This is a genomic window from Thauera sp. WB-2 (genome assembly GCF_027594845.1).
In the GTDB taxonomy this organism is placed as follows: Bacteria; Pseudomonadota; Gammaproteobacteria; order Burkholderiales; family Rhodocyclaceae; genus Thauera; species Thauera mechernichensis.
Genome location: NZ_CP088935.1, coordinates 3,236,572 through 3,260,826, shown reverse-complemented (window position 1 = coordinate 3,260,826; position 24,255 = coordinate 3,236,572). Strand labels below are relative to the sequence as shown.

Genomic DNA, 24,255 nt, shown 5'->3' with positions numbered 1-24,255 from the left:
TGGCAAAAAAGCGCTCGATTATAACAGCAGCGGGGCGAGCGCCCGGGTGGATCAGATGCCTCCGCAGGGCGGGTGGTTCCTTCACTGCGTACCGGTGGCGCGTTCGGCGCGGAAGCGCCGCACGTAGGCGTCCAGCTCGCCCGCAGCGATCGAATCGCGCAACTCGGCGGTCAGGGTCTGGTAGTAGCGCAGGTTGTGCACCGTGTTGAGCATGCTGCCGAGGATCTCGCCGGTGCGGTGCAGATGGTGCAGGTAGGCGCGGCTGAAGTTGCGGCAGGTGTAGCAATCGCACGAGGGGTCGAGCGGCCGGGTGTCGGCCTTGTGAACGGCGTTCTTGATCTTGATGTCGCCGTAGCGGGTGAATAGCCAGCCGTTGCGGGCGTTGCGGGTGGGCATCACGCAGTCGAACATGTCGATGCCGGCGATCACGCCGTCGACGATGTCCTCGGGTGTGCCCACGCCCATGAGGTAGCGCGGCTTGCCCTGCGGCAGGCGCGGTGCGGTGTGGGCGAGGATGCGCGCCATGTCGTCCTTGGGTTCGCCCACCGACAGGCCACCGATGGCGAAGCCGTGAAAGCCGATGTCTTCGAGTGCGCCCTGCGACTCGTCGCGGAGGTCTTCGTACATGCCGCCCTGGACGATGCCGAACAACGCGTTGGTGTTGCCCAGGCGGTCGAACTCGTCGCGCGAGCGCTTCGCCCAGCGCTGCGACAGGCGCATCGACTTCGCCGCCTCGTCGCGAGTGGCGGGGTAGGGCGTGCATTCGTCGAAGATCATCACGATGTCCGAGTTGAGCACGGTCTGGATCTGCATCGAGATCTCGGGTGTCAGGAACAGCTTTGCGCCGTCGATCGGGCTGGCGAACTTGACCCCTTCCTCGGTGATCTTGCGCAGCGCGCCCAGGCTGAACACCTGGAAGCCGCCCGAGTCGGTGAGGATGGGCTTGTCCCAGGCCATGAAGCGGTGCAGGCCTTGGTGTGCGGCGACGATGTCCAGGCCCGGGCGCAGCCAGAGGTGGAAGGTGTTGCCCAGGCAGATCTGCGCGCCGATGTCAGCGAGCATGGCCGGCGTCATCGCTTTGACCGTGCCGTAAGTGCCGACGGGCATGAAGACCGGTGTCTCGACCGTGCCGTGGGCAAGGGTAAGGCGGCCGCGGCGGGCGCCGCCGTCGGTGGTGAGGAGTTCAAATTGCATTGTTGAGCTTGTCGTTCTCGGCTTCGTTGCGGCGGGTGATGAACATCGCGTCGCCGTAGCTGAAGAAGCGGTAGCGCTGGGCGACGGCGTGGGCGTAGGCGCGGCGGATGCTGTCCATGCCGGCGAAGGCCGACACCAGCATCATCAGGGTGGACTTGGGCAGATGGAAGTTGGTGATGAGCGCATCGATCACCTGGAAGCGAAAGCCGGGCAGGATGAAGATTTCGGTCTCGCCGCTGCCGGCCTCGAGGGCGCCTTCCTGTGCAGCGGCCTCGAGTGCGCGCATGCTGGTGGTGCCGACCGCGATGACGCGTCCGCCGGCGGCGCGGGTCGCAGCGATGGCGTCCACGGTTTCCTGAGGGATCACATAGCGCTCGCGGTGCATGCGGTGCTCGCCGAGGTCGTCGACACGAACAGGCTGGAAGGTGCCGGCGCCCACGTGCAGGGTCAGCCAGGCGCAGCGCACGCCGCGCTCGACAAGGCGGTCGAGCAAGGCCTGATCGAAATGGAGTCCGGCCGTGGGGGCGGCGACTGACCCCGGGTCGCGCGCATAGACCGTCTGGTAGCGGCTTTCATCGGCGTCGCCGGCGGCGCGCTGGATGTAGGGCGGCAAGGGGAGCTTGCCATGGCGCTCGAGTAATTCGAAGAGGTCTTCGCCGGCGGGAAAGCGCAGGTGGAAGAATTCGCCGACACGGCCGAGTACCTCGACATCGAAGGCGTCGGCGAGATGCAGCCGGGCGCCTGTCTTGGGCGACTTGCTTGCACGCACCTGCGCGAGTGCTTCGTGCGGGCCGACCGCGCGTTCGATCAGGACCTCGACCTGCCCGCCGCTGTCCTTGACCCCGTGCAGGCGAGCGTGGATGACGCGGGTGTCGTTGAAGACGAGCAGGTCGCCAGGGCGAACGAGGTCCGGCAGGTCGGTGAAGCAGGCGTCGGCGAGCACCGGCGCCGAGCCGGCCTCGGGGGTGAGCACAAGCAGGCGGCTGGCGCTGCGCTCTGCAAGGGGGGCTTGCGCGATCAGTTCCGCGGGAAGGATGTAATCGAAATCGCTGAGAGTCAGGGGCATGATGGATTCTTGAAGCCAGGATCTGTTGCGGTTGGTGCCACGTCGGCGGCTTTCACTTGCCGTGTTGCCGTCGTCGCGTGATGCACCGGTCAGCAGCGTGCTTGCCGGGGTGAGGATTGTTCGGACATAATGCGCGTCCCTGGCCGGGATGGCGGAATCGGTAGACGCAGCGGATTCAAAATCCGCCGCCGCAAGGTGTGTGGGTTCGAGTCCCACTCCCGGCACCATGACGATCGGCGTCAGCGTTTCAAGACGCCCGATCCGCGGCGGCCATGCCCTGCCGGCCACTTGTCGGCCCACCCGGCCACAAGCGCGCCATTCTTACGATTCCCTCATTCCGTTCCATCGCCAACGCCGTCCGGAAGCCTTGGCAAGCCCGCGATTCTGTACGGGCTGCGAGCGAAAATCAAATCAGTCCGCGGTGGAGCCGCCGAGCTGATGACGCGCGGCTCCTTCGCTGATCGCGCGCACTGCGGGGTGTGTCAGCCTGCGTTCGACCGAGATCGCGTAATAGGTTTCGGTCACACCCCTTGCGTCTCCCAGATGCACCATGCCCGCCTGCCGACACAGCTGTTCGCCGACCAGCGATGCGCTCGGGAACAGTCCGGCGCCCGCTTCCGCGAATGCACGCATCAGGGCGCTGTCGTCGAATTCGCCGACGATGCGCGGCCTTAGCCGTTCGGTTTCCAGCCAGCGCAGCAGCGGCGTGCGCACGCTCGCCTCGGCGCCCGGGAGCAGGAGCGGGGCGCCGTCGAGGCATGCCGGGAAGCTGCCTTGCAGTGCGTCTGCCAGTGTGGGTGTGGCGTACAGGCCGATGGTCGAGGTGCCGAGCGCGTGGCTGTAGCCGCGTACGTCCATGCTTGGCGGTAGCGGGCTGTCGGCGAGGACGACGTCGAGCTTGTGGATGGCGAGTTCGCCGAGGAGGGCGTCGAACTTGCCTTCCCGGCACACGATGCGCATCGGCTCGGCCAGATCCATCGACGGCGCGAGTAGCAACCAGGCGATGGCCTTCGGCACCACGTCGGCAACGCCCACCCTGAAGGGCATGGCGCGCCCGGCCGAGCGGCTGCGCAGTGCTTCCTCGAGCTCGCTGCCGAGGCGAAAGATCTCCTCTGCATAGTCGAGCACCATGCGTCCCGTCTCGGTCAGCGCCAGCTTGCGTCCCTGTCGCTTGAACAGATTGACCCCGAGTTCGGTCTCAAGTGCGGCGATCTGGCCGGATACGGTTTGTGGCGCCAGCCCGGAACGTTCTGCGCCGCGGACGATCCCACCGGCACGGGCAGCCGTCCAGAAGTGGTGTAGTTGCTTGTAGTTGAGCATGGATGGCTCCCGTAGGCACAGGATGAAGATACTTCGATAAAACCAGATAAAGATTCAGTTGAACCAGGATTTTATCGAAGAGTCTGAGCGTTAGTATCCGTCGAGGCGTGGTGCCCGACGGCAATCGCGCAACAAGAACGAAGGAGACTGCATATGCGTATCGATCTGCACTGCGACAATGTCGAGGCTGCTCCCGGGCTGCGTGACTATGTGACGCGACGGATGCAGTTCGCCATCGGGCGTTTCCGCGACCACATTCAGTGGGCGCGTGTGAAAGTGGCCGATGTGAATGGGCCGCGAGGCGGCACCGACAAACGATGCGTGGTACAACTGCGGCTGCGCAATCTGCCGGACGTGGTGTTCGCCATCACCCAGATCGAGGTGCGGGCGGCGGTCGACGAGGCTGCAGACCGTGTTTCGCGTGTGCTCGCGCAGCGTGTCCGGCGCAGTCAGCGGCCGGTGCGCAGCGTGGCGCCCCAACTTGACGCAGTACCTGCCTGATCGGCGTCGTTCAAAACAATTCAACAACTTCCCCTGGAGGAATGCTCGAAATGGAAAACCGCATGACGATGACGCGCTCCGAAGCGTCGGTCCTGTCGACCAACAAGGTCATCCGCAATACCTACATGCTGCTGTCGTTGACGCTGGCTTTTTCGGCGCTCACCGCGGGCTTGTCGATGGCGATGGGCTTGCCCCACCCGGGCTTGATCCTGACCCTGGTCGGTTACTTCGGCCTGCTTTTCCTGACGAGCAAGTTCCGTAACAGCAGCCTCGGCATCGTGTTCGTGTTCGCCCTGACCGGCTTCATGGGCTTCACCCTCGGTCCGATCATCTCGGCCTACCTGTCGCTGCCCAACGGCAGCAGCATCGTGATGCAGGCGATGGCGGGCACGGCGGCGATCTTCCTGGGCCTTTCCGCGTATGCGGTGACGACCAAGAAGGACTTCTCCTTCATGGGCGGTTTCCTGATGGTCGGCATCCTGGTCGCCTTCCTGGCCGGTCTTGGGGCGGTGTTCTTCTCGATCCCCGCGCTGTCGCTGACCGTATCCGCGGCCTTCGTGCTGCTGATGTCGGGCCTGATCCTGTATGAGACCAGCAACATCATCCATGGTGGCGAGACCAACTACATCATGGCCACGGTGACGCTGTTCGTCTCCATCTTCAATCTCTTCACCAGCCTGCTGCACCTGCTGGGCTTCGCCAACAACGACTGACCCGCTGGCGCCGACAGGCGCTCGGGGCAGGGCATCGGGGCGGCCGCCATCACGGGGCCGCCCCGATGCGTTCGGCGGCCTGAATGCGGCAGCGCAGCGAAGACGGTGCGCGTCGTCGTCCGGGCGGCGTTACAATGGCGGACATTTTTTTGACTGGGAACGGCTGGATGAAAACCACCTTTCTGGATTTCGAAACGGCAATCGCCGAACTGGAAGCGAAGATCGACCAGCTTCGCTTCGTGCAGGATGACCCGGCTGTAGACATCTCCGAAGAGATCGGGCGCCTCGAGGCCAAGAGCCAGTCGCTGACCAAGGATCTCTATGGCAAGCTCACGCCGTGGCAGATTTCCCAGGTTGCGCGTCACCCCCAGCGCCCCTATACGCTGGACTACGCCGAGCTGATCTTTACCGATTTCAAGGAGTTGCACGGTGACCGTGCCTTTGCCGACGACAAGGCGATCGTCGGCGGCCTGGCGCGTTTCAACGGGCAGTCCTGCGTCGTCATCGGCCACCAGAAGGGGCGGGACACCAAGGAGAAGATCGCGCGCAACTTCGGTATGCCCCGTCCCGAGGGCTACCGCAAGGCGATGCGGCTGATGAAGCTGGCCGAGAAGTTCGGCCTGCCGGTGTTTACCTTCGTCGATACGCCGGGCGCCTACCCCGGCATCGGTGCCGAGGAGCGCGGCCAGTCCGAGGCGATCGGCCACAGCATCTACCTGATGGCCGAACTGCGCGTGCCGATCATCAGCACCATCATCGGTGAGGGCGGTTCGGGTGGGGCGCTGGCGATCGCGGTCGCCGACCAGGTACTGATGCTGCAGTATTCGACCTATTCGGTGATTTCTCCCGAGGGCTGCGCCTCCATCCTGTGGAAGAGTGCCGACAGGGCGCCTGATGCAGCCGAGACGATGGGTATCACCGCCGCGCGACTCAAAGCCTTGAACCTTGTCGACCGGGTCGTCAATGAGCCCGTTGGTGGCGCGCACCGCGATCCGCGCGCGATGGCCACCGCACTCAAGCGTGCGCTTGGCGATGCGCTGCGCGAACTCGAGGCGCTCACGCCCTCGGAGCTCGTGGCCCAGCGCTACGACAAGCTCATGAGCTACGGTCGTTTCAAGGACAAGGCGGCCTGAGCGCCGCCGTGTCGTCGCGTTCCAGCGCAGGGTGAGCGCTGGCCACCATGAAGCTCCGCCCGAGGTGAATGGGCCCATGCTTGCCGCCGTCGCGCAGTGCCTGCGCCGTGCCGGGGTCGGAGCGGGCGCGCGACTATGCTGCGCGTTGTCCGGTGGTGTCGATTCCGTTGTCCTGCTGGAGCTGCTGCATCGTCTTCGGCCCGAGGTGGGGTTCAGTCTCGAGGCCGCTCATGTCCACCATGGGTTGAGCCCCAATGCGAGCGCCTGGGCCGATGCGTGTGAGGCGCATTGCGCGAGGCTCGGCGTTCCCTTCCAAGTCCTCAGGGTCGCGGTCGATCCTGCGCACAGCGGCGGTCCGGAGGCGGCGGCGCGCGCAGCACGGCATGCCGCGCTCGATCGCGTACCGTGCGACTGGATGGTGTTCGGCCATCATCAGGATGATCAGGCCGAGACCCTGTTGTTCCGGCTGCTGCGCGGTGCGGGGGTCGCGGGCGCTGCGGCGATGGCGGTGTCCGTTGCGGCTGCGCCCGGGCGTCCCGGGCGTCTGCGGCCGCTGCTGGGTCAGCGCCGAGCCGGCATCCTGGCGTGGGCGCGGCGCGAGGCGCTCTCATGGGTAGAGGACGAGAGCAATGCCGACCTCCGCTTCGCTCGCAATATGCTGCGCCACCGCGTGCTGCCGAGCCTGGAAGCAGCATTCCCGTCCGCAGTGCCGATGCTGGCGCGCGCCTGCGCCAACTTTGCCGAGGCCGAAGGCCTGCTCGCCGACCTGGCCGAGCTTGATGCTCAAATGTGTGGGGGGCGAGTCTGGCGGGCGAGCAGTGTGCTTGGGCTGAGCGTGCCACGGCAGGCGAACCTGTTGCGATGGCGCCTGCGCGAGTATGGCGCGCAGGCGCCATCGCGAGGGCGCCTGGAAGAGGCTCTGCGCCAGCTGGCGACGGCGACAGACGTACGGCCGCTGCGCGTGGCCTTGGGAAATGGCTGGGCGTGTTGCGTTTACCGCGGGGTGCTGTGGCTGGAGGGGGTCGAGGAGGTCTCTGTGCAGGCGAGGGAGTGGCGCGGAGAGGCCGCGCTGCCGTGGGGGGGCGGCCTGGTGCGATTCGAGTGTGGCCTTGGGGTCGGCCTCAGCCGGGCACGCCTGCAGGAGGCGGAGCGACTTGTGCTGGCCGCGCGCGCGCCCGGTGTGCGGCTCCAGCTGGCACCCGGGCGTCCGCGCCAGCTGCTGCGCAAGCTCTGCCAGGAGGCGGGGGTGCCGGCCTGGCTGCGTGATCGCATGCCGGTGCTATGGGCCGATGACGCGCCGGTGTGGGTGGCCGGTATCGGCATCGCCTGCAGTCACGCCTGTGCGCCTGACGAGGCCGGTGTGATGCCGTGCTGGGAGCCGGGTGCGCGGGCCGGCGCCTGAGCCAGGGCTGGCTCAGCTGCGCAGGGTCGTGAGTATCTGAGCCAGTTCGACGGCTGAGCGGACGTCCATCTTGTCGAAAATGCGCGAGCGGTGGGCTTCCACGGTGCGCATCGAGATCGACAGCTCATCGGCGATGACCTTGTTGTACTTGCCCTCCAGAATCAGGTCCATGACCTCGCGTTCGCGGCAGGTCAGCGTTGCAAGTCGTGCTTCGATGGTCTCGCGGCTGGCTGCGGCGCGCTGGCGTTCTGCGTCAGCGGCGAGCGCCGTCTCCACGAGACTGACCAGGTCGTGGTCGTTGAAGGGCTTCTCGATGAAGTGGAACGCCCCCTTCTTGAGCGCAGCGACCGCCATCGGCACGTCGCCATGGCCGGTGATGAAGATCACTGGCAGTTCGCATCCGCGCGCAAGCAGGGTGTCGAAGCACTCGAGGCCGCTCATTCCTGCCATGCGGATGTCGAGCACAATGCATCCGCGCCACTGCGGACTCCACGCTTCGAGGAAGTCCTCGCCGCTTGCCCAGGTCCGGCAGGCGACGCCCCGTGTCTTGAACAGCCATTGCAGGGCGTCCCGGATGGCCTCGTCGTCATCGATGATGTGGGTGCAGGCAGTGCTCATGCTGGATCGGGTTCCACGGGAAGCGACAGGGTGAAGATGGTACCGCCCCCGGGGCGTGCTTCGAAAGTCAGGCGGCCGTGATGCAGTTCGGCGATCGAGCGGCAGATGTTGAGCCCCATGCCCATGCCGGCGTTCTTGGTGGTGAAGAAGGGCTCGAACAGCCGTGCCGCCGTCGCTGCGTCGATACCGGTGCCGCGATCGGCGACCGAGATGATGACCTGGCGGTCCTTGAGGGCCGTGCTGATCAGCGCCTGGCGCTGTGCCGCGGGGGTGTCGTGCATGGCGTCCATGGCATTGCGTACGAGGTTGATGACGATCTGTTCGATCATCACCGCGTCGGCGGCCACCGGCGGGAGCTTGCGCGCAAGCGAGCTTGCAATCTGGGTGCCGCGTTTGCGCGCGTCGGCCTCGATCAGGGCGACCGCGTCGCGGATCACGGCGTTGAGATCAAGCGCCTCGAGCCGGGGTTCGGAGCGGCGCACGAAATCATGCACGCGGCGGATGATGTCGCCGGCTCGGCGTGCCTGGCGGGCGATGCGTTCGTGGATGTCGCGCAGTTCGTCGCGGTCCAGTTGACCGCTTTCGAGGCGGTTGATGCAGCCCGAGTTGTAGCTGGCGATGGCCGCCAGCGGCTGGTTGAGCTCGTGGGCAAGGGTCGAGGCCATTTCGCCCATGGTGATCAGGCGCGAACTCTGCTGCAGCCGCTCTTCCTGCTGGCGCGCATGCTCGAGTGTGCGCTTCTGCTCGGTGATGTCGAGCACCGAGCCCATCCAGCCTGCATGGCGCCCCTGCGGGTCGATGAGCGGGGCCTCGAGTACCAGCGCATCGAGGATGTCCCCGTTCTTGCGTCGCAGGCGCACCTCGGTGCCCTGTGGTGAGCTCCCCCCGGACATGATTTCGCGGTGCAGCTCGAAGGTCTCCTCGAGGTGCTCCGGATCCCAATAGGGCATGGGGGGTTTCAGGCCGACCAGTTCGTCGGCTTCATAGCCGGTCATGCGGCAGAAGGCGGAGTTGACGTAGGTGAGGCGGCCGTCGAGGTCGCGGGCGCGCATGCCGGTGATCAGCGAGTCCTCCATGGCCTTGCGGAAGGCCGATTCGGCACGCAATGCGGCTTCGGCCTGCTGACGCCTTGCCAGCTCGCGCCGCAACTGGATCACGCTCCAGATGATGATGCCGGCCAGCAGGACCAGGGAGGCACCGAGGAGCAGCGGGATCCAGCGCGTTTCGTACTTGTAGGCGGTGATCTGCAGGGTGAGGCCGTGGCCGGGCGGGTCGAAGGGCATGGTGTAGGCCAGCCATGCGGACACGGGTGCGACCTTCGACTTGGCCGCGATCTCACGGTCGTCGGCGTCGAGCACCGCGACGCGATAGCGTTCGGAGAACCACCAGGGCAGTTCGCGCACCACCAGGTCGGAGAGCGAATATACTCCGACGACAACGCCCAGCAGCGCTTCGTTGGACCACACCGGTACATGAACCTCGAAATGGTGGGCGCCGTTCGTGGTGGGGTAGGTGGGGCCGTAGACCGGTCGGCCGAGTGCGCGCGCGAGCTTCAGGCTGGGCTCGCCGGGAACCCCGGCGGAGCCCTCGTCGCCAGCGTGAGGCCGCGGTGTGGGTGGCAGGGCGCCTGCGATACGTCCGTCGGCGCGCACCCAGATGATCTGCACCAGGCCGCGCTCCTGGTTCAGCAGGCTGGACAGGCGGGCTTCGGTGGGTGCTCCCAGCGTCTGTCCGGCAAACAGCTCGGGGCCGATCTGCTGCAGGTGGATTTCGTTGCGGTCGAGATGGAAGCGCAGGTTCTGTTCCATCCACAGCACGTCGTTGATCAGCGTGGTGCGCTGTTCGTCGGTGTCGTGGGCGCGGGTGAGCCAGACAAGCGCGGCGATCGCAACCACGAACAGGCCCAGCGTGAGGTAGGGCAGCTGCTGCATCCACCGCCTGCGTGCGACGGTTTCAGTGCTGGGGGCGTGTCGAGTCGAGGGCGCTTGAGTCATCGGGCTGGGTGCGGTGCAGCAGGAAAGGCGCGGCGGCGCGGTGTCAGGCTCCCACAATAGCAGGCGGCAAGGCGGTGCAAGAAGTGGATGTCCGGCACGAAGTGTCCACGCGGATCGGATCAGGTGCACGACCTGCTTGTACTGCTCGACGCGTCCGGGTGTGCGAATGGAGGAGGTGAGATGGGTTTGCGTGCAGTTTTACTTGGCGTGCTTGCGTTCGGATTGTCGGCCGCAGTTTCGGCTGCGGATCCTGTCGTCATCCGCTTCAGCCACGTCGTGGCCGCGGACACGCCCAAGGGCAAGGCCGCTGAGAAGTTCAAGGAACTCGCCGAGCGCTACACCGAGGGAGCGGTCATCGTTGAGGTCCATGCCAACAGCAGTCTGTACAAGGACAAGGAGGAAATGGAGGCGCTTCAGCTTGGCGCGGTCCAGCTGCTGGCGCCGTCGCTGGCGAAGTTCGGTCAGCTCGGAATGCGCGAATTCGAGGTGTTCGACCTGCCTTACATTTTTGACGGCTATGAGGCCTTGAACAAGGTCACTCAGGGGCCGCTGGGCCAGCAACTGCTGTCCCGGCTCGAGGCGCGGGGGATCAAGGGGCTGGCGTTCTGGGACAACGGCTTCAAGTCATTCTCCGCCAACTCGCCGATCCGCCGCCCTGAGGACCTGCGTGGCAAGACGATGCGGATCCAGTCGTCCAAGGTGCTCGACGAGCAGATGCGTGCGCTCGGAGCACTACCGATGGCGATGGCTTTTTCGGAGGTCTATCCGGCCTTGCGTGCAGGCGTGGTGGATGGCACGGAGAATCCGCACTCGAATCTCTTCACCCAGAACATGCACGAAGTGCAGAAGCATGTGACCCTGACCGAGCATGGCTATCTGGGCTATGCGGTGATCGCCAACAAGCGCTTCTGGGAGCGCCTGCCGGCCGATGTCCGGGTTCGGTTGGAGCGTGCCATGGCCGAATCGACCGCTTACGCCAACCGTATCGCCAAGGAAGAGAACGACAGGGCGCTCGAGGCCGTACGCGCCGCCGGCACGACCGAGATCTACGAGCCGAGCGCGCAGGAGAAGGCGGCGTTCAAGAGGGCGTTGATCCCTGTGCACAGGACGATGGAGGGGCGCATTGGCAGCGAGCTGATCCGTGCGATTCATCGTGAGACGGGCTTCGATTCTTCGGGGCACTGATCCGCGGTGTCGATGGTGCTGTCTGCGCAGCTGCTGTCACTGCGGCACTCGCCGGACGCATCGGTGTCACACGAAACCTGCTAAAATCTTGCGCTTTTTCCAAACTTTCCGCTTTAACCAAGCACAGTCCCGGAGTTATCCATGGCAATCGAACGCACCCTGTCCATCATCAAGCCCGACGCCGTCGCCAAGAACGTGATCGGCCAGATCTACGCCCGCTTCGAAGCGGCCGGTCTCAAGATCATCGCCGCCAAGATGGTGCACCTGTCCGAGCAGGAAGCCGGCCAGTTCTACGCCGTGCACAAGGAGCGTCCCTTCTTCAAGGATCTGGTGTCCTTCATGACCTCCGGCCCGGTGATGATCCAGTGCCTCGAGGGTGAGAACGCCATCGCCAAGAACCGTGAGCTGATGGGCGCCACCGACCCGAAGAAGGCCGACAAGGGCACCATCCGCGCAGATTTCGCCGATTCGATCGACGCCAATGCCGTGCACGGCTCCGACGCTCCCGAGACGGCTGCCGTGGAAGTGGCTTTCTTCTTCCCGGGCATGAACGTTTACTCGCGCTGAGCGGTCCGTACCAACGGCCCGTCGCGCACGCTTCGCGGTGCGTCCCGCACCGCATGCGGCGTGTGCGGGCCGTTTGCATTACGGGCGGTCTGCGATTTGAGGCCGCTGCTGCCATAAGGTGTGGTTTCAGGCATGAGCACTTCCAAGCCGGTCAATCTGCTTGACTTCGATGTCGATGGCCTCGTCGCCTGGTTCGCCGGGCTGGGCGAGAAGCCTTTTCGCGCCCGCCAGGTGATGCGCTGGATGCATCGCGAGGGCTGCGACGACTTCGATGCGATGACCGACGTCGCCAAGTCCCTGCGCGCCAAGCTCAAGGAGATCGCCACGATCCGCCCGCCGGTACCGGTGCGCGATTCGATCTCGGCCGACGGTACGCGCAAGTGGCTGCTCGACGTTGGCAACGCCAATGCGGTCGAGACCGTGTTCATCCCCGAGACCAACCGCGGCACGCTGTGCGTGTCGTCGCAAGCGGGCTGTGCGCTCGATTGCGCGTTCTGCTCAACCGGCAAACAGGGATTCAACCGCAACCTGAGTGCGGCGGAAATCGTTGGCCAGCTGTGGCTGGCCAACAAGCTGCTGGGCGCCGCCAGGGCCGATGCGAGTGAGTCCGTGCAGGAACTCGAAGCCGGTGACAAGGACAATGGTCGCATCATCAGCAATGTGGTGATGATGGGCATGGGCGAGCCGCTGGCCAACTTCGACAATGTCGTCACCGCGTTGCGCCTGATGCTCGACGATCACGCCTACGGCTTGTCGCGCCGCCGCGTTACGGTGTCGACATCGGGCATCGTGCCGGCCATGGACCGCTTGCGCGAGGAGTGCCCGGTGGCGCTCGCGGTGTCGCTGCACGCGTCCAACGACGCATTGCGCGACCGTCTCGTCCCGATCAACCAGAAATACCCGCTGCGCGAGCTGATGGCTGCCTGTCAGCGCTACCTCGAGCGTGCGCCGCGCGACTTCGTGACCTTCGAGTACGTGATGCTCGACGGCGTCAATGACAGCGATGCGCATGCGCGCGAGCTGCTTGCACTCGTGCGTGACACACCGTGCAAGTTCAATTTGATTCCCTTCAATCCATTCCCGAACTCGGGCTTCGAGCGCTCGCCGGCGGAACGTATCCGCCGTTTTGCCGGTATCCTGATTGACGCTGGCATTGTCACCACCACGCGCAAGACGCGCGGCGACGATGTTGATGCGGCCTGTGGCCAGCTCGCAGGCCAGGTCCAGGACAGAACTCGGCGCACGGTGCGTCTGACGCAGATCACGGAGGAACGAAGATGAGACATCGTCCGCTGCTAACTGCCGCAGCAGTGGCGGCTGCGCTGCTGGCCGGGTGTGCGACGGTCCCTGGCGGCTCGGCGTTCGATTCCGCGGCCGCGAGCCGGCCGCTGTCGGATGTTACGCCGGCTACACCCGAGGAGGCGCGGGCTCATGTCCATGTCGAGTTGGGCATGGCGTACTTCGAGGTCGGGCGCTACGACGTTGCGCTCGACGAAGCCAGGATCGCACTTCAGGACAGCCCCAACTATGCCCCGGCCTTCCACCTGCTGGGCCTCGCCTACATGCTGGTCGATGAGCTGGCGGCGGCGCGGGACAACTTCGAGCGCGCCCTGCGCATAGCGCCGGGAGATCCGGATTTCAACAATAGCTATGGTTGGTTCCTGTGTCTGCAGGGCAAGGAAAGCGAGGGGCTCGAGCGGCTCGCGATGGCTGCGCGCAACCCTTATTACCGCTACCCTGGCCGGCCGCTGACGAACGCGGGCCTGTGCGAGCTGCGGCGCAAGGACGATGCCGGCGCCGAGCTGCAGTTCCAGCGTGCACTGCAGGTCGACCCACAGAACGGCCTCGCGCTTTTCCACCTCGCCGATATTGCCTATCGCGGCGGACGGCTGGAGCAGGCGCGTACGCATCTGATCCGACTGCACCAGCAGCAGGGGCCGACCGCCGCGTCGGCCTGGCTCGGTCTGCGCACCGAGCGCCGGCTCGGCAATCGAGATGCCGAGGCGAGCTATGCCTCGCAACTGGGCAGCCGCTTCGGCAATTCCAGTGAGTATCAACTGATGATCCAAGGACAGTACGAGTGAGCAGCCAGCAGCCAGATCAATCCGTTCGGCCCGATGCCGCAGCCGAGGCGGCAGCGTCTGCGGGCACGCGGCTGCGCCGTGCGCGCGAAGCACGGGGTGAGTCGGTGCACGAGGTCGCCTTTGCCCTCAAGCTGCGCCCGCGGCAGATCGAAGCCCTCGAACGTGACGACTTCGCTGCGCTGCCCGGCATGGCCTTCGTGCGCGGCTTCATCCGCAATTACGCGCGCTACGTGGGCGTGGATGCCGCGCCCCTGCTCGACAGCTTGCAGCACGCTTCGGTTGCCGGCTCGCCCGACCTTGCGCCCATTAGCAACGCCGATGGCGACCTGCCGAGTGGATCCGGTTCGCGGCGTGCGAGCTTTCCGCTTGGCGCTGTCGTGGTGGTGCTGGTCGCGCTCGTTCTGGCTGGCTGGTATTTCGACTGGTTCCAGACCGAGCCGGCGACCACCGCTGGCGACGACACCAGCGAGGCGGTCCCTGCATTTGTCCAGGCGCCGATGCAGCCAATCAGTCCGCCTGCGGTAGAGCCTCCGGCAGCCGAGGAGGCTGCGGCTGCCGAGGCGAATGGTGGCTCGGAGGATAGTGCGGCGCCTGCCGCCGTCAGCGAACCGACGGCAGGCACTGCCGCTGCGGGCGGTGATGGCAGCGTCCAGGCCGAGGCGGCGCCCGCGCAGGCAGCCGCGCCCGAGGCCGCAGCTGACGGCGCGGGCAGGCAACTGGTGTTTCGCTTCGGTGCGGACTCCTGGGTCGAGGTGCGTGACGCTTCCGGCAGCATCCTGCATTCGGGCACCAATCGTGCGGGCAGTTCGCGTACGGTCCAGGGTACGCCCCCGTTCGTCTTGGTCGTTGGCAATGCCAGCAGCGTCAATCTCGAGTTCGATGGTCAGCCGGTCGACCTCGCGAAGCATGTCCGTGGCTCGGTTGCCCGTCTGACCTTGCGTTGAGTGCTTTCCCAGTCATGAATCAAGAACAGATGCCCATTCCCGCTTGCCCGCTGGCTCGCCACAATACGCGCCAGGTCATTGTCGGCAAGGTCCGAGTCGGTGGCGACGCACCGGTCGTCGTGCAGTCGATGACCAATACCGATACTGCTGATGTGCTCGCCACGGCGATGCAGGTCGCCGAGCTCGCACGCGCGGGATCGGAGATCGTGCGTATCACGGTCAACAACGAGGCCGCCGCGAAGGCCGTGCCGCATATCCGCGACCGCCTGCTGGCGCTGAACATGGATGTGCCGCTTGTTGGCGACTTCCATTACAACGGCCACAAGCTCCTCACCGATTTTCCGGCTTGCGCCGAGGCGCTCGCGAAGTTCCGCATCAACCCCGGCAACGTGGGCGCGGGCAGCAAGCGTGACCCTCAGTTCGCTGCGATCGTGGAGCTCGCCTGCCGCTACGACAAACCGGTACGCATCGGTGTCAACTGGGGCAGTCTCGACCAATCCGTGCTCGCGCGCATCATGGATGAGAATGCCAGTCGCGCCGAACCGCGCGACGCGGGAGCCGTGATGCGCGAGGCGCTCGTGGTCTCCGCGCTGGAGTCCGCTGCCAAGGCCGAGGAGTACGGCCTGGGGCGCGAGCGCATCATCCTGTCGGCCAAGGTTTCGAGCGTGCAGGATCTGATCGCGGTGTATCGCGAACTGGCGCGGCGCAGCGACTACGCCCTGCACCTGGGCCTGACCGAGGCCGGCATGGGCAGCAAGGGCATCGTGGGCTCCACGGCCGCGCTCGCGGTGCTGCTGCAGGAGGGCATCGGCGACACCATCCGCATCTCGCTCACTCCCGAGCCAGGCGGCAGTCGCACGCAGGAGGTCGTGGTCGCGCAGGAGATCCTGCAGACCATGGGGCTGCGCGCGTTCACCCCCATGGTCACCGCTTGCCCCGGTTGCGGACGTACCACCAGCACGTTCTTCCAGGAACTCGCCTCGGGCATCCAGGACTATGTGCGTGCGCAGATGCCGGTCTGGCGCGAGCAGTACGACGGGGTCGAGAACATGACGCTGGCGGTGATGGGCTGCGTGGTGAATGGTCCGGGCGAGAGCAAGCATGCCAACATCGGCATTTCCCTGCCCGGCACGGGCGAAACCCCGGCTGCACCGGTGTATGTCGACGGCGAGAAGGTGGTGACCCTGCGCGGTGACAACATCGGTGCCGAGTTCAAGGCCATCGTCGACGAATACGTGGCCACGAAATACGTCAGGAAGGGCGGCTGAAAGGCGCCCGGCCGGGCCGCCAGCCTCAGCCGCAAACCATAACGAGCGCGCAAAAGCGCAACAACGCAATAACGCAAAGACCACGCATTCATGAGCCAGACCTTGCAGGCCGTGCGCGGGATGAACGACATCCTGCCCGACGACGCCGAAACCTGGGAGTACTTCGAGAACATCGTGCGCGACTGGCTGCAGAGCTACGGCTACCGGCCCATCCGCATGCCGCTGGTCGAGCCGACACCGCTGTTCAAGCGCGCGATCGGCGAGGTCACCGATATCGTCGAAAAGGAGATGTACTCCTTCGAGGACGCCCTGAACGGCGAGCACCTGACACTGCGCCCCGAGGGTACGGCGTCCTGCGTGCGTGCGGCCATCCAGCACAGCCTGATCGCCGCGGGCGGCCCGCAGCGTCTCTATTACTACGGCCCGATGTTCCGTCACGAGCGTCCGCAGAAGGGGCGCTACCGCCAGTTCCACCAGATCGGCGTCGAAGCGCTGGGTTTCGCCGGTGCCGACACCGATGCCGAGTTGATCCTGATGTGCGCTCGCCTGTGGGACGACCTCGGCCTGGAGGATGTCGCGCTCGAGATCAATTCGCTCGGCGCTCCCGAAGAGCGCGCGCAGCACCGCGCGGCACTCATTGCCTATCTCGAGCAGCATCAGGACAAGCTCGACGAGGATGGCAAGCGCCGCCTGCACACCAATCCGCTGCGCATCCTCGACACCAAGAACCCTGAGCTGCAGGCCATCGTCGAGGGCGCGCCCAGGCTTGCCGACTACCTGGGCGACGAATCCAAGGCGCACTTCGAGGCCGTTCAGGTCTTCCTCAAGGATGCAGGTATCCCGTTCCGCATCAACCATCGCCTGGTGCGCGGGCTGGACTACTACAACCGCACCGTCTTCGAGTGGGTGACCACGCGGCTGGGCGCGCAGGGCACGATCTGCGCCGGCGGACGGTATGATGGTCTGTTTGCGCAACTCGGTGCCAAGCCGCAGCCTGCGGCTGGCTTCGCCATCGGCATCGAGCGCCTGTTGCTGCTATGGCAGGCCTGCGGTGGCGAGAGCGAGCGTGCTGCGCCCGACGCCTATGTCGTCAGTGTCGGCGAGGCTGCGCAGCGCCTGGCGATGCGGGCGGCAGAATCCTTGCGCGAGCATGGCTTCGCGGCGCTCATGCATTGTGGCGGCGGCAGCTTCAAGTCGCAGATGAAGAAGGCCGATGCCAGTGCAGCGCCGGTCGCGGTGGTCATCGGCGAAGAGGAGGCTGCCGCAGGCGAGGTTGGCCTCAAGCCGCTGCGCGGTGGTGGTGTGCAATTGCGTGTCAGCCTCGAGGCCCTGCCCGAGGCGATGGCGGCGCTGCTGTATTCCGACGAATCAGTACAAGAGGATCAATGATGGCGGTATACGATCTCGAAGAGCAGGAGCAGATTTCCGAGCTCAAGGCGTGGTGGGCGCAGTACGGCAATCTGGTCGTCGCCCTGGCCGTGGCTGCCGCGGTGGCTTCGGTCGGCTGGCAGGGCTGGCAGTGGTACCAGAACCGCAGTGCAGTTGCCGCCGGCGGGCTTTACTACGCCGTGCAGCAGGCTGCCGAGCAGCAGGATGCGCACAAGGCGCGTGAGGCTGCGGGGCGCTTGATCGGCGAGTATCCGGGGACGGTGAGCGCGCAGCTGGGCGCCCTGTTGTCTGCCGCGCTGCAGTTCGAAGCGGGCGACCTGGTCAATGCCCGCGCGCCTCTCGAGTGGGCAGCGGACAAGGGCAAGGACCCTGCGCTGCGCGATCTCGCGCGCCTTCGACTGGCGGCCGTGCTGCTGCAACAGGGGGAACTGGACGCCGCCCTTGCCCGCCTGCAGCCGGCACCGTCAGCGGCCTACAAGGCCCGCTTCGACGACCTGCGCGGTGACATCCTGGCCGCGCAGGGCAAGCTGGTCGAGGCCCGTGCCGCCTATCAGGGCGCGATTGACGCACTTGCCGGCGACGGTGACGAAGCCGTCACGCTGCGCGAGGTCGTGCGTGTCAAGCTTGAATCCCTTGGAGTCTGATCGATGAAGCTGTCTTCGCTGCGTGTTGTTCCGCTCATCGCCGCAGTGGTCTTCGCCACCGGCTGCTCTTCGCTCAATCCCTTTGCGAGTTCGGCAGCAAAGCCCGCGCCGCTCGTCAGTCTCCAGCCGAGCGCGCAACTCGTCAGCCAGTGGCGTGCCGATATCGGTGATGCAGGCATCTACCGTTTCCAGCCTGCGGTCTGGAGCGACAGCGTCTATGCCGCAGCGCATCGTGGCGATGTCGCTCGTTTCCAGGGTGGCGCGGCGGTGTGGCGGGTGCAGGCGGACAAGCGCCTGTCTGCGGGTGTCGGTACCGATGGTCGCCAGGTTGTTGTGGTCGCGACCGACGGCACGGTGATCGCGTTCGATGCTGCCAACGGCAGCGAGCGCTGGCGTGCGGCGGTTGGTGCCGAGGTGCTCGCGCCGCCGGCAGTGGGGTTCGAGATCGTTGTCGTGCGCGCTTCGGACAACCGCCTGATTGCGCTCGACGCGCGCGATGGCAGCCGGAGGTGGGTGTACCAGCGTAGCAACCCGCCGCTGGCGCTGCGCAGCTTTTCCGGTGTGGTGCTCGAAGGGTCGGTGGTGCTCGCCGGCTTCCCCGGTGGTCGCCTGGTCGTCATCAATGCGGCCAATGGTGGTGCGATCACCGAGCTCAACGTTGCGATGCCGCGCGGCGCCACCGAGCTTGAACGCGTGGCCGACGTTGCCGGCACGCCCGTGGTCGGGCGGCGCGAGGTGTGCGCGGTGAGCTACCAGGGGCGCGCGGCCTGCTTCGACAGCACCAATGGCAACGCCCTGTGGGCGCGCGATTTCTCCAGCAGCGTGGGCATGGACCGCGACGCCCGCTTTGCCATGATCACCGACGACAACGACGCCGTGCATGCACTCGATGCCTACAGTGGCGCAAGCGTGTGGAAACAGGACGCGCTCGCTCGCCGCAAGGTGTCGCGTCCGCTCATCGTCGGCGACTATGTGGTCGTGGGCGACCTGGAGGGCTACGTCCATGCCCTCGAGCGCGAGAGCGGCCGCTTCGCCGCGCGCGAACGTGCCGGCAGCCGCCCGATCGAGGCCGATCCCGTTGCCTTTGGCCGGGGCTTCGTCGTCCAGGGCAGTGGCGGCGACATTACCGCGTACGAAGTACGCTGAGGCAAGGATTCAGTGAAACCCACCATCGTTCTGGTCGGCCGCCCCAATGTCGGCAAGTCGACCCTGTTCAACCGCCTGACGCGCACCCGCGATGCGCTGGTCGCCGACCAGCCCGGCCTGACCCGCGACCGCCATTACGGTATCGGTCGTGTCGGCGAGCGCGACTATCTTGTGGTCGATACCGCCGGCTTCGATCCCGTCGCCAAGGACGGCATCATGCACGAGATGGCGCGCCAGGCCGAGCAGGCGATTGCCGAAGCGGACGTGCTGCTGTTCCTGGTCGATGGCCGCGCCGGGCGCACGCCGCACGACGAGAACATCGCCGCGCGCCTGCGCCGTGCCGGGCGCCCGGTGCACCTGGTCGTTAATAAGGCCGAGGGGCTCGATCGCGCCATGGTCGCAGCCGATTTTCACGCGCTCGGCCTGGGTGACCCGCTGCCGGTATCCGCCGCTCATGGCGACGGCGTCAAGCAGTTGGTCGACATCGTGCTCGCCCCCTTCCCGGTGGATGAGGAAATCGAGGCGCGCGAGGATGAGGGGCCCAAGGTTGCCATCGTCGGTCGCCCCAATGTCGGCAAATCCACCCTGGTCAATACGCTGCTCGGTGAGGAGCGCGTGATCGCCTTCGATCTGCCCGGCACCACGCGCGACGCGATCGCGATCCCCTTCGAGCGCGCCGGCCGGCGCTACACCCTGATCGATACCGCAGGCCTGCGGCGCAAGGGCAGGGTGTTCGAGGCGATCGAAAAGTTCTCGGTGATCAAGACCCTGCAGGCCATCCAGGAGGCCAACGTCATCGTGTTGGTGCTCGATGCGGCGCAGGATATCTCCGACCAGGATGCGCACATCGCGGGTTTCGCTCTCGAGGCCGGGCGCGCGCTGGTGGTGGCGATCAACAAGTGGGATGCGGTCGATGAATACCGTCGCGACCGCCTCAAGGCCGATATCGCACGCAAGCTCGCCTTCCTGTCCTTTGCGCGTTTCCACCAGATTTCGGCGCTCAAGGCCGAAGGCATCAACGGCCTGTTGAAATCGGTCGATGCGGCCTATGCGGCGGCGACCGCCAACCTGGCGACGCCGCGCCTGACGCGTACCCTGCAGCAGGCCGTCGCCCGCCAGGCCCCGCCAAGGCATGGCATGGCGCGTCCAAAGATGCGCTACGCGCATCAGGGGGGCATGAACCCGCCGGTGATCGTCATTCACGGCAATGCACTCGATGACATTCCGGCGTCCTACGTGCGCTACCTCGAACGCTGCTTCCTGGAGGCGTTCAAGCTTCAGGGCACGCCCTTGCGCATCCAGTTCCGCACCACGCACAATCCGTTCGCGACGCGGTCCTGAGCATTTTTTCGATGCACTTCTGCTTTCCACACCCGGATTTCGTTGCATACTGCAATGCCGCAGTGCAACAAGAATCCCGCATTCTTATAAACACAATATAAAGAGGTTCAACGATGAGCAACAAAGGGCAACTTCTACAAGACCCCTTCCTCAATACCCTGCGCCGCGAGCACATTCCGGTGTCGATCTATCTCGTCAATGGCATCAAGCTCCAGGGCCAGGTCGAGTCCTTCGACCAGTACGTCGTTCTGCTCAAGAATACTGTGACGCAGATGGTCTACAAGCACGCCATCTCCACCGTCGTGCCTGCCCGCCCCGTGGTCATCCAGCAGGACGAGGGCAGCAACTGAGAGCCGTGTCCAAGCGCTGCGGCCGGCGCATGACGGTCGCGGGGAACATGCATGTTTGAGCGTCCGGCATCGGGCGAGCGTGCCATACTCGTCCAGCTCGACCTTGGTCAGGGTGCGATCGAAGAGCGCCTGTCGGAGCTCAAGCTGCTGGTCGGTAGCGCGGGCGCCAGCGTCGAGGGCGTGGTGCAGGGCAGGCGCGCCTCGCCCGACCCCAAACTCTTTGCCGGCAGCGGCAAGGTGCAGGAGATCGCCGAGGCCCTGCGTGCGAATGCAGGCGACATCGTGGTGTTCAATCACGCCTTGTCGCCCGCCCAGCAGCGCAATCTCGAGCGCGAACTGCAGTGCATGGTCATCGACCGTACGGCGTTGATCCTCGACATCTTCGCGCAACGCGCACGCAGCCATGAAGGCAAGCTCCAGGTCGAACTGGCTCAGCTCGAGCACCTGGCGACGCGGCTCGTGCGCGGCTGGACCCACCTCGAGCGCCAGAAGGGCGGCATCGGCCTGCGAGGCCCGGGCGAGAAACAGCTCGAGACCGACCGTCGCCTGCTCGGCAACCGCGTCAAGATGCTCAAGACGCGTCTTGCGCTGATCGAGAAGCAACGCAAGGTCAGGCGACGAGCCAGGGAACGCCGTGACGTTCTGTCTGTCTCTCTGGTCGGTTACACCAATGCGGGCAAGTCGACGCTGTTCAATGCGCTGACGAAGGCGGGGGCCTATGCGGCCGACCAACTCTTCGCCACGCTGGATACCACGTCGCGACGTCTCTACGTAGGCGGAGCGAATGTGGTGCTCTCGGACACCGTTGGCTTCATCCGCGACCTGCCTCATGCGCTGGTCGCGGCATTCCAGGCAACGCTCGAAGAGACTGCGCAGGCCGATCTGCTGCTTCACGTGGTGGATTCGGCCAGCGAGGATCGCGACGCCCAGATCGAGGCGGTGAACCAGGTCCTGGCCGAGATCGGTGCCGCCGAGGTGCCGCAGATCCTGGTCTGGAACAAGATCGACCTCACCCGAGCCGCTGCGGCGGTCGAGCGGGGCGACTGTGATAAACTCAGGCGCATTTTTTTGAGCGCCCGAACGGGGGAAGGTCTCGACCTGCTTCGCGATGCGCTCGCCGAAGTAGCCTCGCAGACCTTCGGTGACGACGCCGGCCGGGCAACCGGCGCGGCAGACGAACGGTCAGAACAATCGTGATAACAGGCATCCTCATGTCACTCAATGACCCACGCTGGGGTGGTCAGGGCGGAAGCGACGGCGATCGCGGCCGCGATGACGGCAACCGCAACGACGACAATCGCGGTGACCGCAACCGCGGCAACAATCAGGGACCGCCCGACCTCGAAGAGGTCTGGCGCGACTTCAATCAGCGCCTGACGGGCATGTTCGGTGGCAAGCGCCCGAGTCGTGGCAACGGCAATGGTGGTGGCAGCGGCGGCGGCAGTGGTCCGCAGATGCCGAGCTTGTCGCCGCGGCAGTTCGGCGGCGGCATGGTCGTACTGCTCGTGCTGGTCGCCTTGGTGTGGCTGGCGAGCGGTTTCTACACTGTCGATGCGAACCAGCGCGGCGTCGTGCTGCGCCTGGGCAAGTACGTGGAGACCACCGAACCCGGCTTGCGCTGGAGGTTGCCGGCGCCATTCGAGACGCACGAGATCGTCGACCTGACCGGGGTGCGTACCGTCGAGGTGGGCTACCGTGGCTCCGAGCGTAACAAGGTGCTGCGCGAGTCGCTGATGCTCACCGACGATGAGAACATCATCAACATCCAGTTTGCCGTGCAGTGGGTGCTGAATGCACCGGAGAACTACGTCTTCAACAACCGCTTCCCGGATGAAGCTGTCGCGCAGGCGGCCGAGACCGCGATGCGCGAGATCGTCGGCAAGAGCCGCATGGACTTCGTGCTGTACGAAGGGCGCGAGGAGATCGCCACCACGGCGCACGAGCTGATGCAGCGCATCCTCGATCGCTACCAGACCGGTATCCAGGTCAGCCGTGTGACCATGCAGAACGCCCAGCCGCCGGAGCAGGTGCAGGCCGCGTTCGACGACGCGGTCAAGGCCGGTCAGGACCGTGAGCGGCAGAAGAACGAGGGTGAGGCCTACGCCAACGACGTCGTGCCGCGTGCCCGTGGTACGGCCTCGCGACTGGTTGAGGAGGCGAATGCCTACCGCGACCGCGTCGTCGCCAACGCCGAGGGTGAAGCCAGTCGTTTCAGTCAGGTGCTGGCCGAGTACCAGCGTGCGCCCGGCGTGACCCGCGAGCGCCTGTATATCGACACCATGCAGCAGGTGTTTTCCAGCACCTCGAAGGTCATGATCGATGCCCAGGGCAATGGCAACCTGATGTTGCTGCCTCTCGATAAGCTGATGCAGCAGAGCGGTGGTCGTGCCCCTGCGGCGGCACTGCCCGATTCCCAGTCCGCGGCCGGTCTCAGTGCGAACGCACCGATGCCGTCGTCGGATCCGCGCGCCCGTGGTGGCGTACTCACTCGTGAGCGGGGAGAGCGTTGATGCGTGACAAGATGTCCCTGTTTGGCGGCGCGCTGCTGCTCGCCGTGATGATCGCCTCGATGTCGCTGTTTACCGTCGACCAGCGCCAGTATGCGATCGTGTTCCAGCTTGGTGAGGTCAAGGAGGTCATCTCCGAGCCCGGCCTCAACGTCAAGCTGCCCTTCATCCAGAACGTGCGCTACTTCGACAAGCGCATCCTCACCATGGATACGCCGGAGCCGGAGCGCTTCATCACGTCCGAGAAGAAGAACGTGCTGGTCGACCACTTCGTCAAGTGGCGTATCGTCGATCCGCGCCTCTACTACGAGTCGGTGGCGGGTGACGAAGCGCGGGCGCGTACGCGCCTGAACCAGACCGTGAATGCCGGGCTGCGCGAGGAATTCGGTCGTCGCACGGTGCATGACGTTGTTTCCGGCGAACGCGACAACATCATGGAGCAGATGCGCGAACGTGCCGACCGCGACGCCCGCACGATTGGCGTGCAGATCGTCGATGTGCGCCTGAAGCGGGTCGACCTGCCCAACGAGGTTTCCGAGTCCGTGTATCGGCGGATGGAGGCCGAGCGCAAGCGCGTCGCCAACGAGCTGCGCTCCCTCGGTGCGGCAGAGGCCGAACGCATCCGTGCCGATGCCGACCGCCAGCGCGAGGTCATCGTCGCCGAAGCCTATCGCTCCGCTCAGGAGATCATGGGTGAGGGTGATGCCCGTGCAACGTCCATCTATGCCGAGGCCTTCGGGCGCAACCCTGACTTCTATTCCTTCTATCGCAGCCTGGAGGCCTATCGGGCCAGTTTCGCCGGTCGCGAAGACGTCATGGTCGTCGATCCGAGTTCGGACTTCTTCCGCTTCATGAAGGATTCGGGAGGCGCTTCGCGCAACTGATCCCG

The 24,255-nt window shown here is 65.6% G+C and carries 23 protein-coding genes and 1 tRNA gene; 19 read left to right on the top strand and 5 right to left on the bottom strand.

Features of this window, described 5'->3' with window-relative positions; genetic code table 11:
• Positions 1-81: 81 nt before the first annotated feature.
• Both tgt and queA read right to left on the bottom strand, forming a co-directional pair.
• The gene (tgt, locus tag LQF09_RS14935; protein ID WP_002944193.1) at positions 82-1,194 is read right to left on the bottom strand and encodes a tRNA guanosine(34) transglycosylase Tgt; all 1,113 of its coding nucleotides are present in this window, start codon (positions 1,192-1,194) and stop codon (positions 82-84) included.
• Positions 1,184-2,260, bottom strand: a complete 1,077-nt coding sequence (gene queA, locus LQF09_RS14930) for a tRNA preQ1(34) S-adenosylmethionine ribosyltransferase-isomerase QueA (RefSeq protein ID WP_002931457.1) — start codon at positions 2,258-2,260, stop codon at positions 1,184-1,186. Before queA ends, tgt begins: the two co-directional genes overlap by 11 nt.
• A 142-nt stretch (positions 2,261-2,402) precedes the next feature.
• Between queA and LQF09_RS14925 the strand changes: the two genes are divergently transcribed.
• Positions 2,403-2,487 (top strand) — tRNA-Leu (locus LQF09_RS14925).
• Positions 2,488-2,671: 184 nt separating this feature from the next.
• Here the strand turns inward: LQF09_RS14925 and nhaR are convergent.
• The gene (gene nhaR, locus LQF09_RS14920; RefSeq protein WP_002924799.1) at positions 2,672-3,580 is read right to left on the bottom strand and encodes a transcriptional activator NhaR; all 909 of its coding nucleotides are present in this window, start codon (positions 3,578-3,580) and stop codon (positions 2,672-2,674) included.
• Positions 3,581-3,733: 153 nt separating this feature from the next.
• On the opposite strand from nhaR, the gene LQF09_RS14915 reads away from it, so the two are divergent.
• The 4 genes from LQF09_RS14915 (at position 3,734) to tilS (ending at position 7,329) form a co-directional block, all read left to right on the top strand.
• The gene (locus tag LQF09_RS14915) at positions 3,734-4,081 is read left to right on the top strand and encodes an HPF/RaiA family ribosome-associated protein (RefSeq protein ID WP_002924797.1); all 348 of its coding nucleotides are present in this window, start codon (positions 3,734-3,736) and stop codon (positions 4,079-4,081) included.
• A gap of 50 nt (positions 4,082-4,131) precedes the next feature.
• Positions 4,132-4,794 (top strand): Bax inhibitor-1/YccA family protein, encoded by a 663-nt coding sequence (locus LQF09_RS14910; protein ID WP_002944198.1) that lies wholly within the window; start codon positions 4,132-4,134, stop codon positions 4,792-4,794.
• A gap of 167 nt (positions 4,795-4,961) precedes the next feature.
• Positions 4,962-5,927 (top strand): acetyl-CoA carboxylase carboxyltransferase subunit alpha, encoded by a 966-nt coding sequence (locus LQF09_RS14905; RefSeq protein WP_002924793.1) that lies wholly within the window; start codon positions 4,962-4,964, stop codon positions 5,925-5,927.
• Between the two features lie 76 nt (positions 5,928-6,003).
• A complete protein-coding gene (gene tilS, locus LQF09_RS14900) occupies positions 6,004-7,329 on the top strand; it encodes a tRNA lysidine(34) synthetase TilS (protein WP_270068325.1) in 1,326 nt (441 codons plus the stop codon).
• A 12-nt stretch (positions 7,330-7,341) separates the two neighbouring features.
• Here tilS and LQF09_RS14895 read toward each other — a convergent pair whose 3' ends face one another.
• Both LQF09_RS14895 and LQF09_RS14890 read right to left on the bottom strand, forming a co-directional pair.
• Positions 7,342-7,947, bottom strand: coding sequence for a response regulator transcription factor (locus tag LQF09_RS14895; protein WP_002924787.1), 606 nt, complete (start codon positions 7,945-7,947; stop codon positions 7,342-7,344).
• Positions 7,944-9,878, bottom strand: coding sequence for a sensor histidine kinase (locus LQF09_RS14890; protein ID WP_002924785.1), 1,935 nt, complete (start codon positions 9,876-9,878; stop codon positions 7,944-7,946). Before LQF09_RS14890 ends, LQF09_RS14895 begins: the two co-directional genes overlap by 4 nt.
• Before the next feature lie 243 nt (positions 9,879-10,121).
• Here LQF09_RS14890 and LQF09_RS14885 point away from each other — a divergent pair, with 243 nt between their 5' ends.
• From LQF09_RS14885 to hflC, 14 genes are all read left to right on the top strand, one after another.
• Positions 10,122-11,126 (top strand): TRAP transporter substrate-binding protein, encoded by a 1,005-nt coding sequence (locus LQF09_RS14885; protein WP_270068324.1) that lies wholly within the window; start codon positions 10,122-10,124, stop codon positions 11,124-11,126.
• Between the two features lie 141 nt (positions 11,127-11,267).
• A complete protein-coding gene (ndk, locus tag LQF09_RS14880; protein ID WP_002924781.1) occupies positions 11,268-11,693 on the top strand; it encodes a nucleoside-diphosphate kinase in 426 nt (141 codons plus the stop codon).
• Positions 11,694-11,825: 132 nt separating this feature from the next.
• Positions 11,826-12,974, top strand: a complete 1,149-nt coding sequence (gene rlmN / locus LQF09_RS14875) for a 23S rRNA (adenine(2503)-C(2))-methyltransferase RlmN (protein ID WP_002924779.1) — start codon at positions 11,826-11,828, stop codon at positions 12,972-12,974.
• Entirely contained in the window at positions 12,971-13,777 is an 807-nt protein-coding gene (gene pilW, locus LQF09_RS14870; protein WP_083485725.1) for a type IV pilus biogenesis/stability protein PilW, read from the top strand. Before rlmN ends, pilW begins: the two co-directional genes overlap by 4 nt.
• On the top strand, positions 13,774-14,721 hold the full coding sequence (locus tag LQF09_RS14865) for a helix-turn-helix domain-containing protein (protein ID WP_270068323.1): 948 nt from the start codon (positions 13,774-13,776) through the stop codon (positions 14,719-14,721). Before pilW ends, LQF09_RS14865 begins: the two co-directional genes overlap by 4 nt.
• Before the next feature lie 29 nt (positions 14,722-14,750).
• Positions 14,751-15,989 (top strand): flavodoxin-dependent (E)-4-hydroxy-3-methylbut-2-enyl-diphosphate synthase, encoded by a 1,239-nt coding sequence (ispG, locus tag LQF09_RS14860; protein WP_333482871.1) that lies wholly within the window; start codon positions 14,751-14,753, stop codon positions 15,987-15,989.
• A gap of 90 nt (positions 15,990-16,079) precedes the next feature.
• The gene (gene hisS, locus LQF09_RS14855; RefSeq protein ID WP_270068322.1) at positions 16,080-17,378 is read left to right on the top strand and encodes a histidine--tRNA ligase; all 1,299 of its coding nucleotides are present in this window, start codon (positions 16,080-16,082) and stop codon (positions 17,376-17,378) included.
• Entirely contained in the window at positions 17,378-18,022 is a 645-nt protein-coding gene (locus tag LQF09_RS14850; RefSeq protein WP_002924774.1) for a tetratricopeptide repeat protein, read from the top strand. The genes hisS and LQF09_RS14850 overlap by 1 nt, the downstream gene beginning before the upstream one ends.
• A 3-nt stretch (positions 18,023-18,025) precedes the next feature.
• A complete protein-coding gene (bamB, locus tag LQF09_RS14845; protein WP_270068321.1) occupies positions 18,026-19,168 on the top strand; it encodes an outer membrane protein assembly factor BamB in 1,143 nt (380 codons plus the stop codon).
• Positions 19,169-19,180: 12 nt separating this feature from the next.
• On the top strand, positions 19,181-20,509 hold the full coding sequence (gene der / locus LQF09_RS14840; RefSeq protein WP_002924771.1) for a ribosome biogenesis GTPase Der: 1,329 nt from the start codon (positions 19,181-19,183) through the stop codon (positions 20,507-20,509).
• A 113-nt stretch (positions 20,510-20,622) separates the two neighbouring features.
• Entirely contained in the window at positions 20,623-20,859 is a 237-nt protein-coding gene (gene hfq, locus LQF09_RS14835) for an RNA chaperone Hfq (RefSeq protein ID WP_002924769.1), read from the top strand.
• 51 nt (positions 20,860-20,910) lie between these two features.
• A complete protein-coding gene (gene hflX, locus LQF09_RS14830) occupies positions 20,911-22,056 on the top strand; it encodes a ribosome rescue GTPase HflX (protein ID WP_002924768.1) in 1,146 nt (381 codons plus the stop codon).
• Positions 22,057-22,070: 14 nt separating this feature from the next.
• Positions 22,071-23,369 (top strand): FtsH protease activity modulator HflK, encoded by a 1,299-nt coding sequence (hflK, locus tag LQF09_RS14825; RefSeq protein ID WP_270068320.1) that lies wholly within the window; start codon positions 22,071-22,073, stop codon positions 23,367-23,369.
• The gene (hflC, locus tag LQF09_RS14820; protein ID WP_270068319.1) at positions 23,369-24,250 is read left to right on the top strand and encodes a protease modulator HflC; all 882 of its coding nucleotides are present in this window, start codon (positions 23,369-23,371) and stop codon (positions 24,248-24,250) included. The genes hflK and hflC overlap by 1 nt, the downstream gene beginning before the upstream one ends.
• The last annotated feature ends 5 nt before the right edge of the window (positions 24,251-24,255 follow it).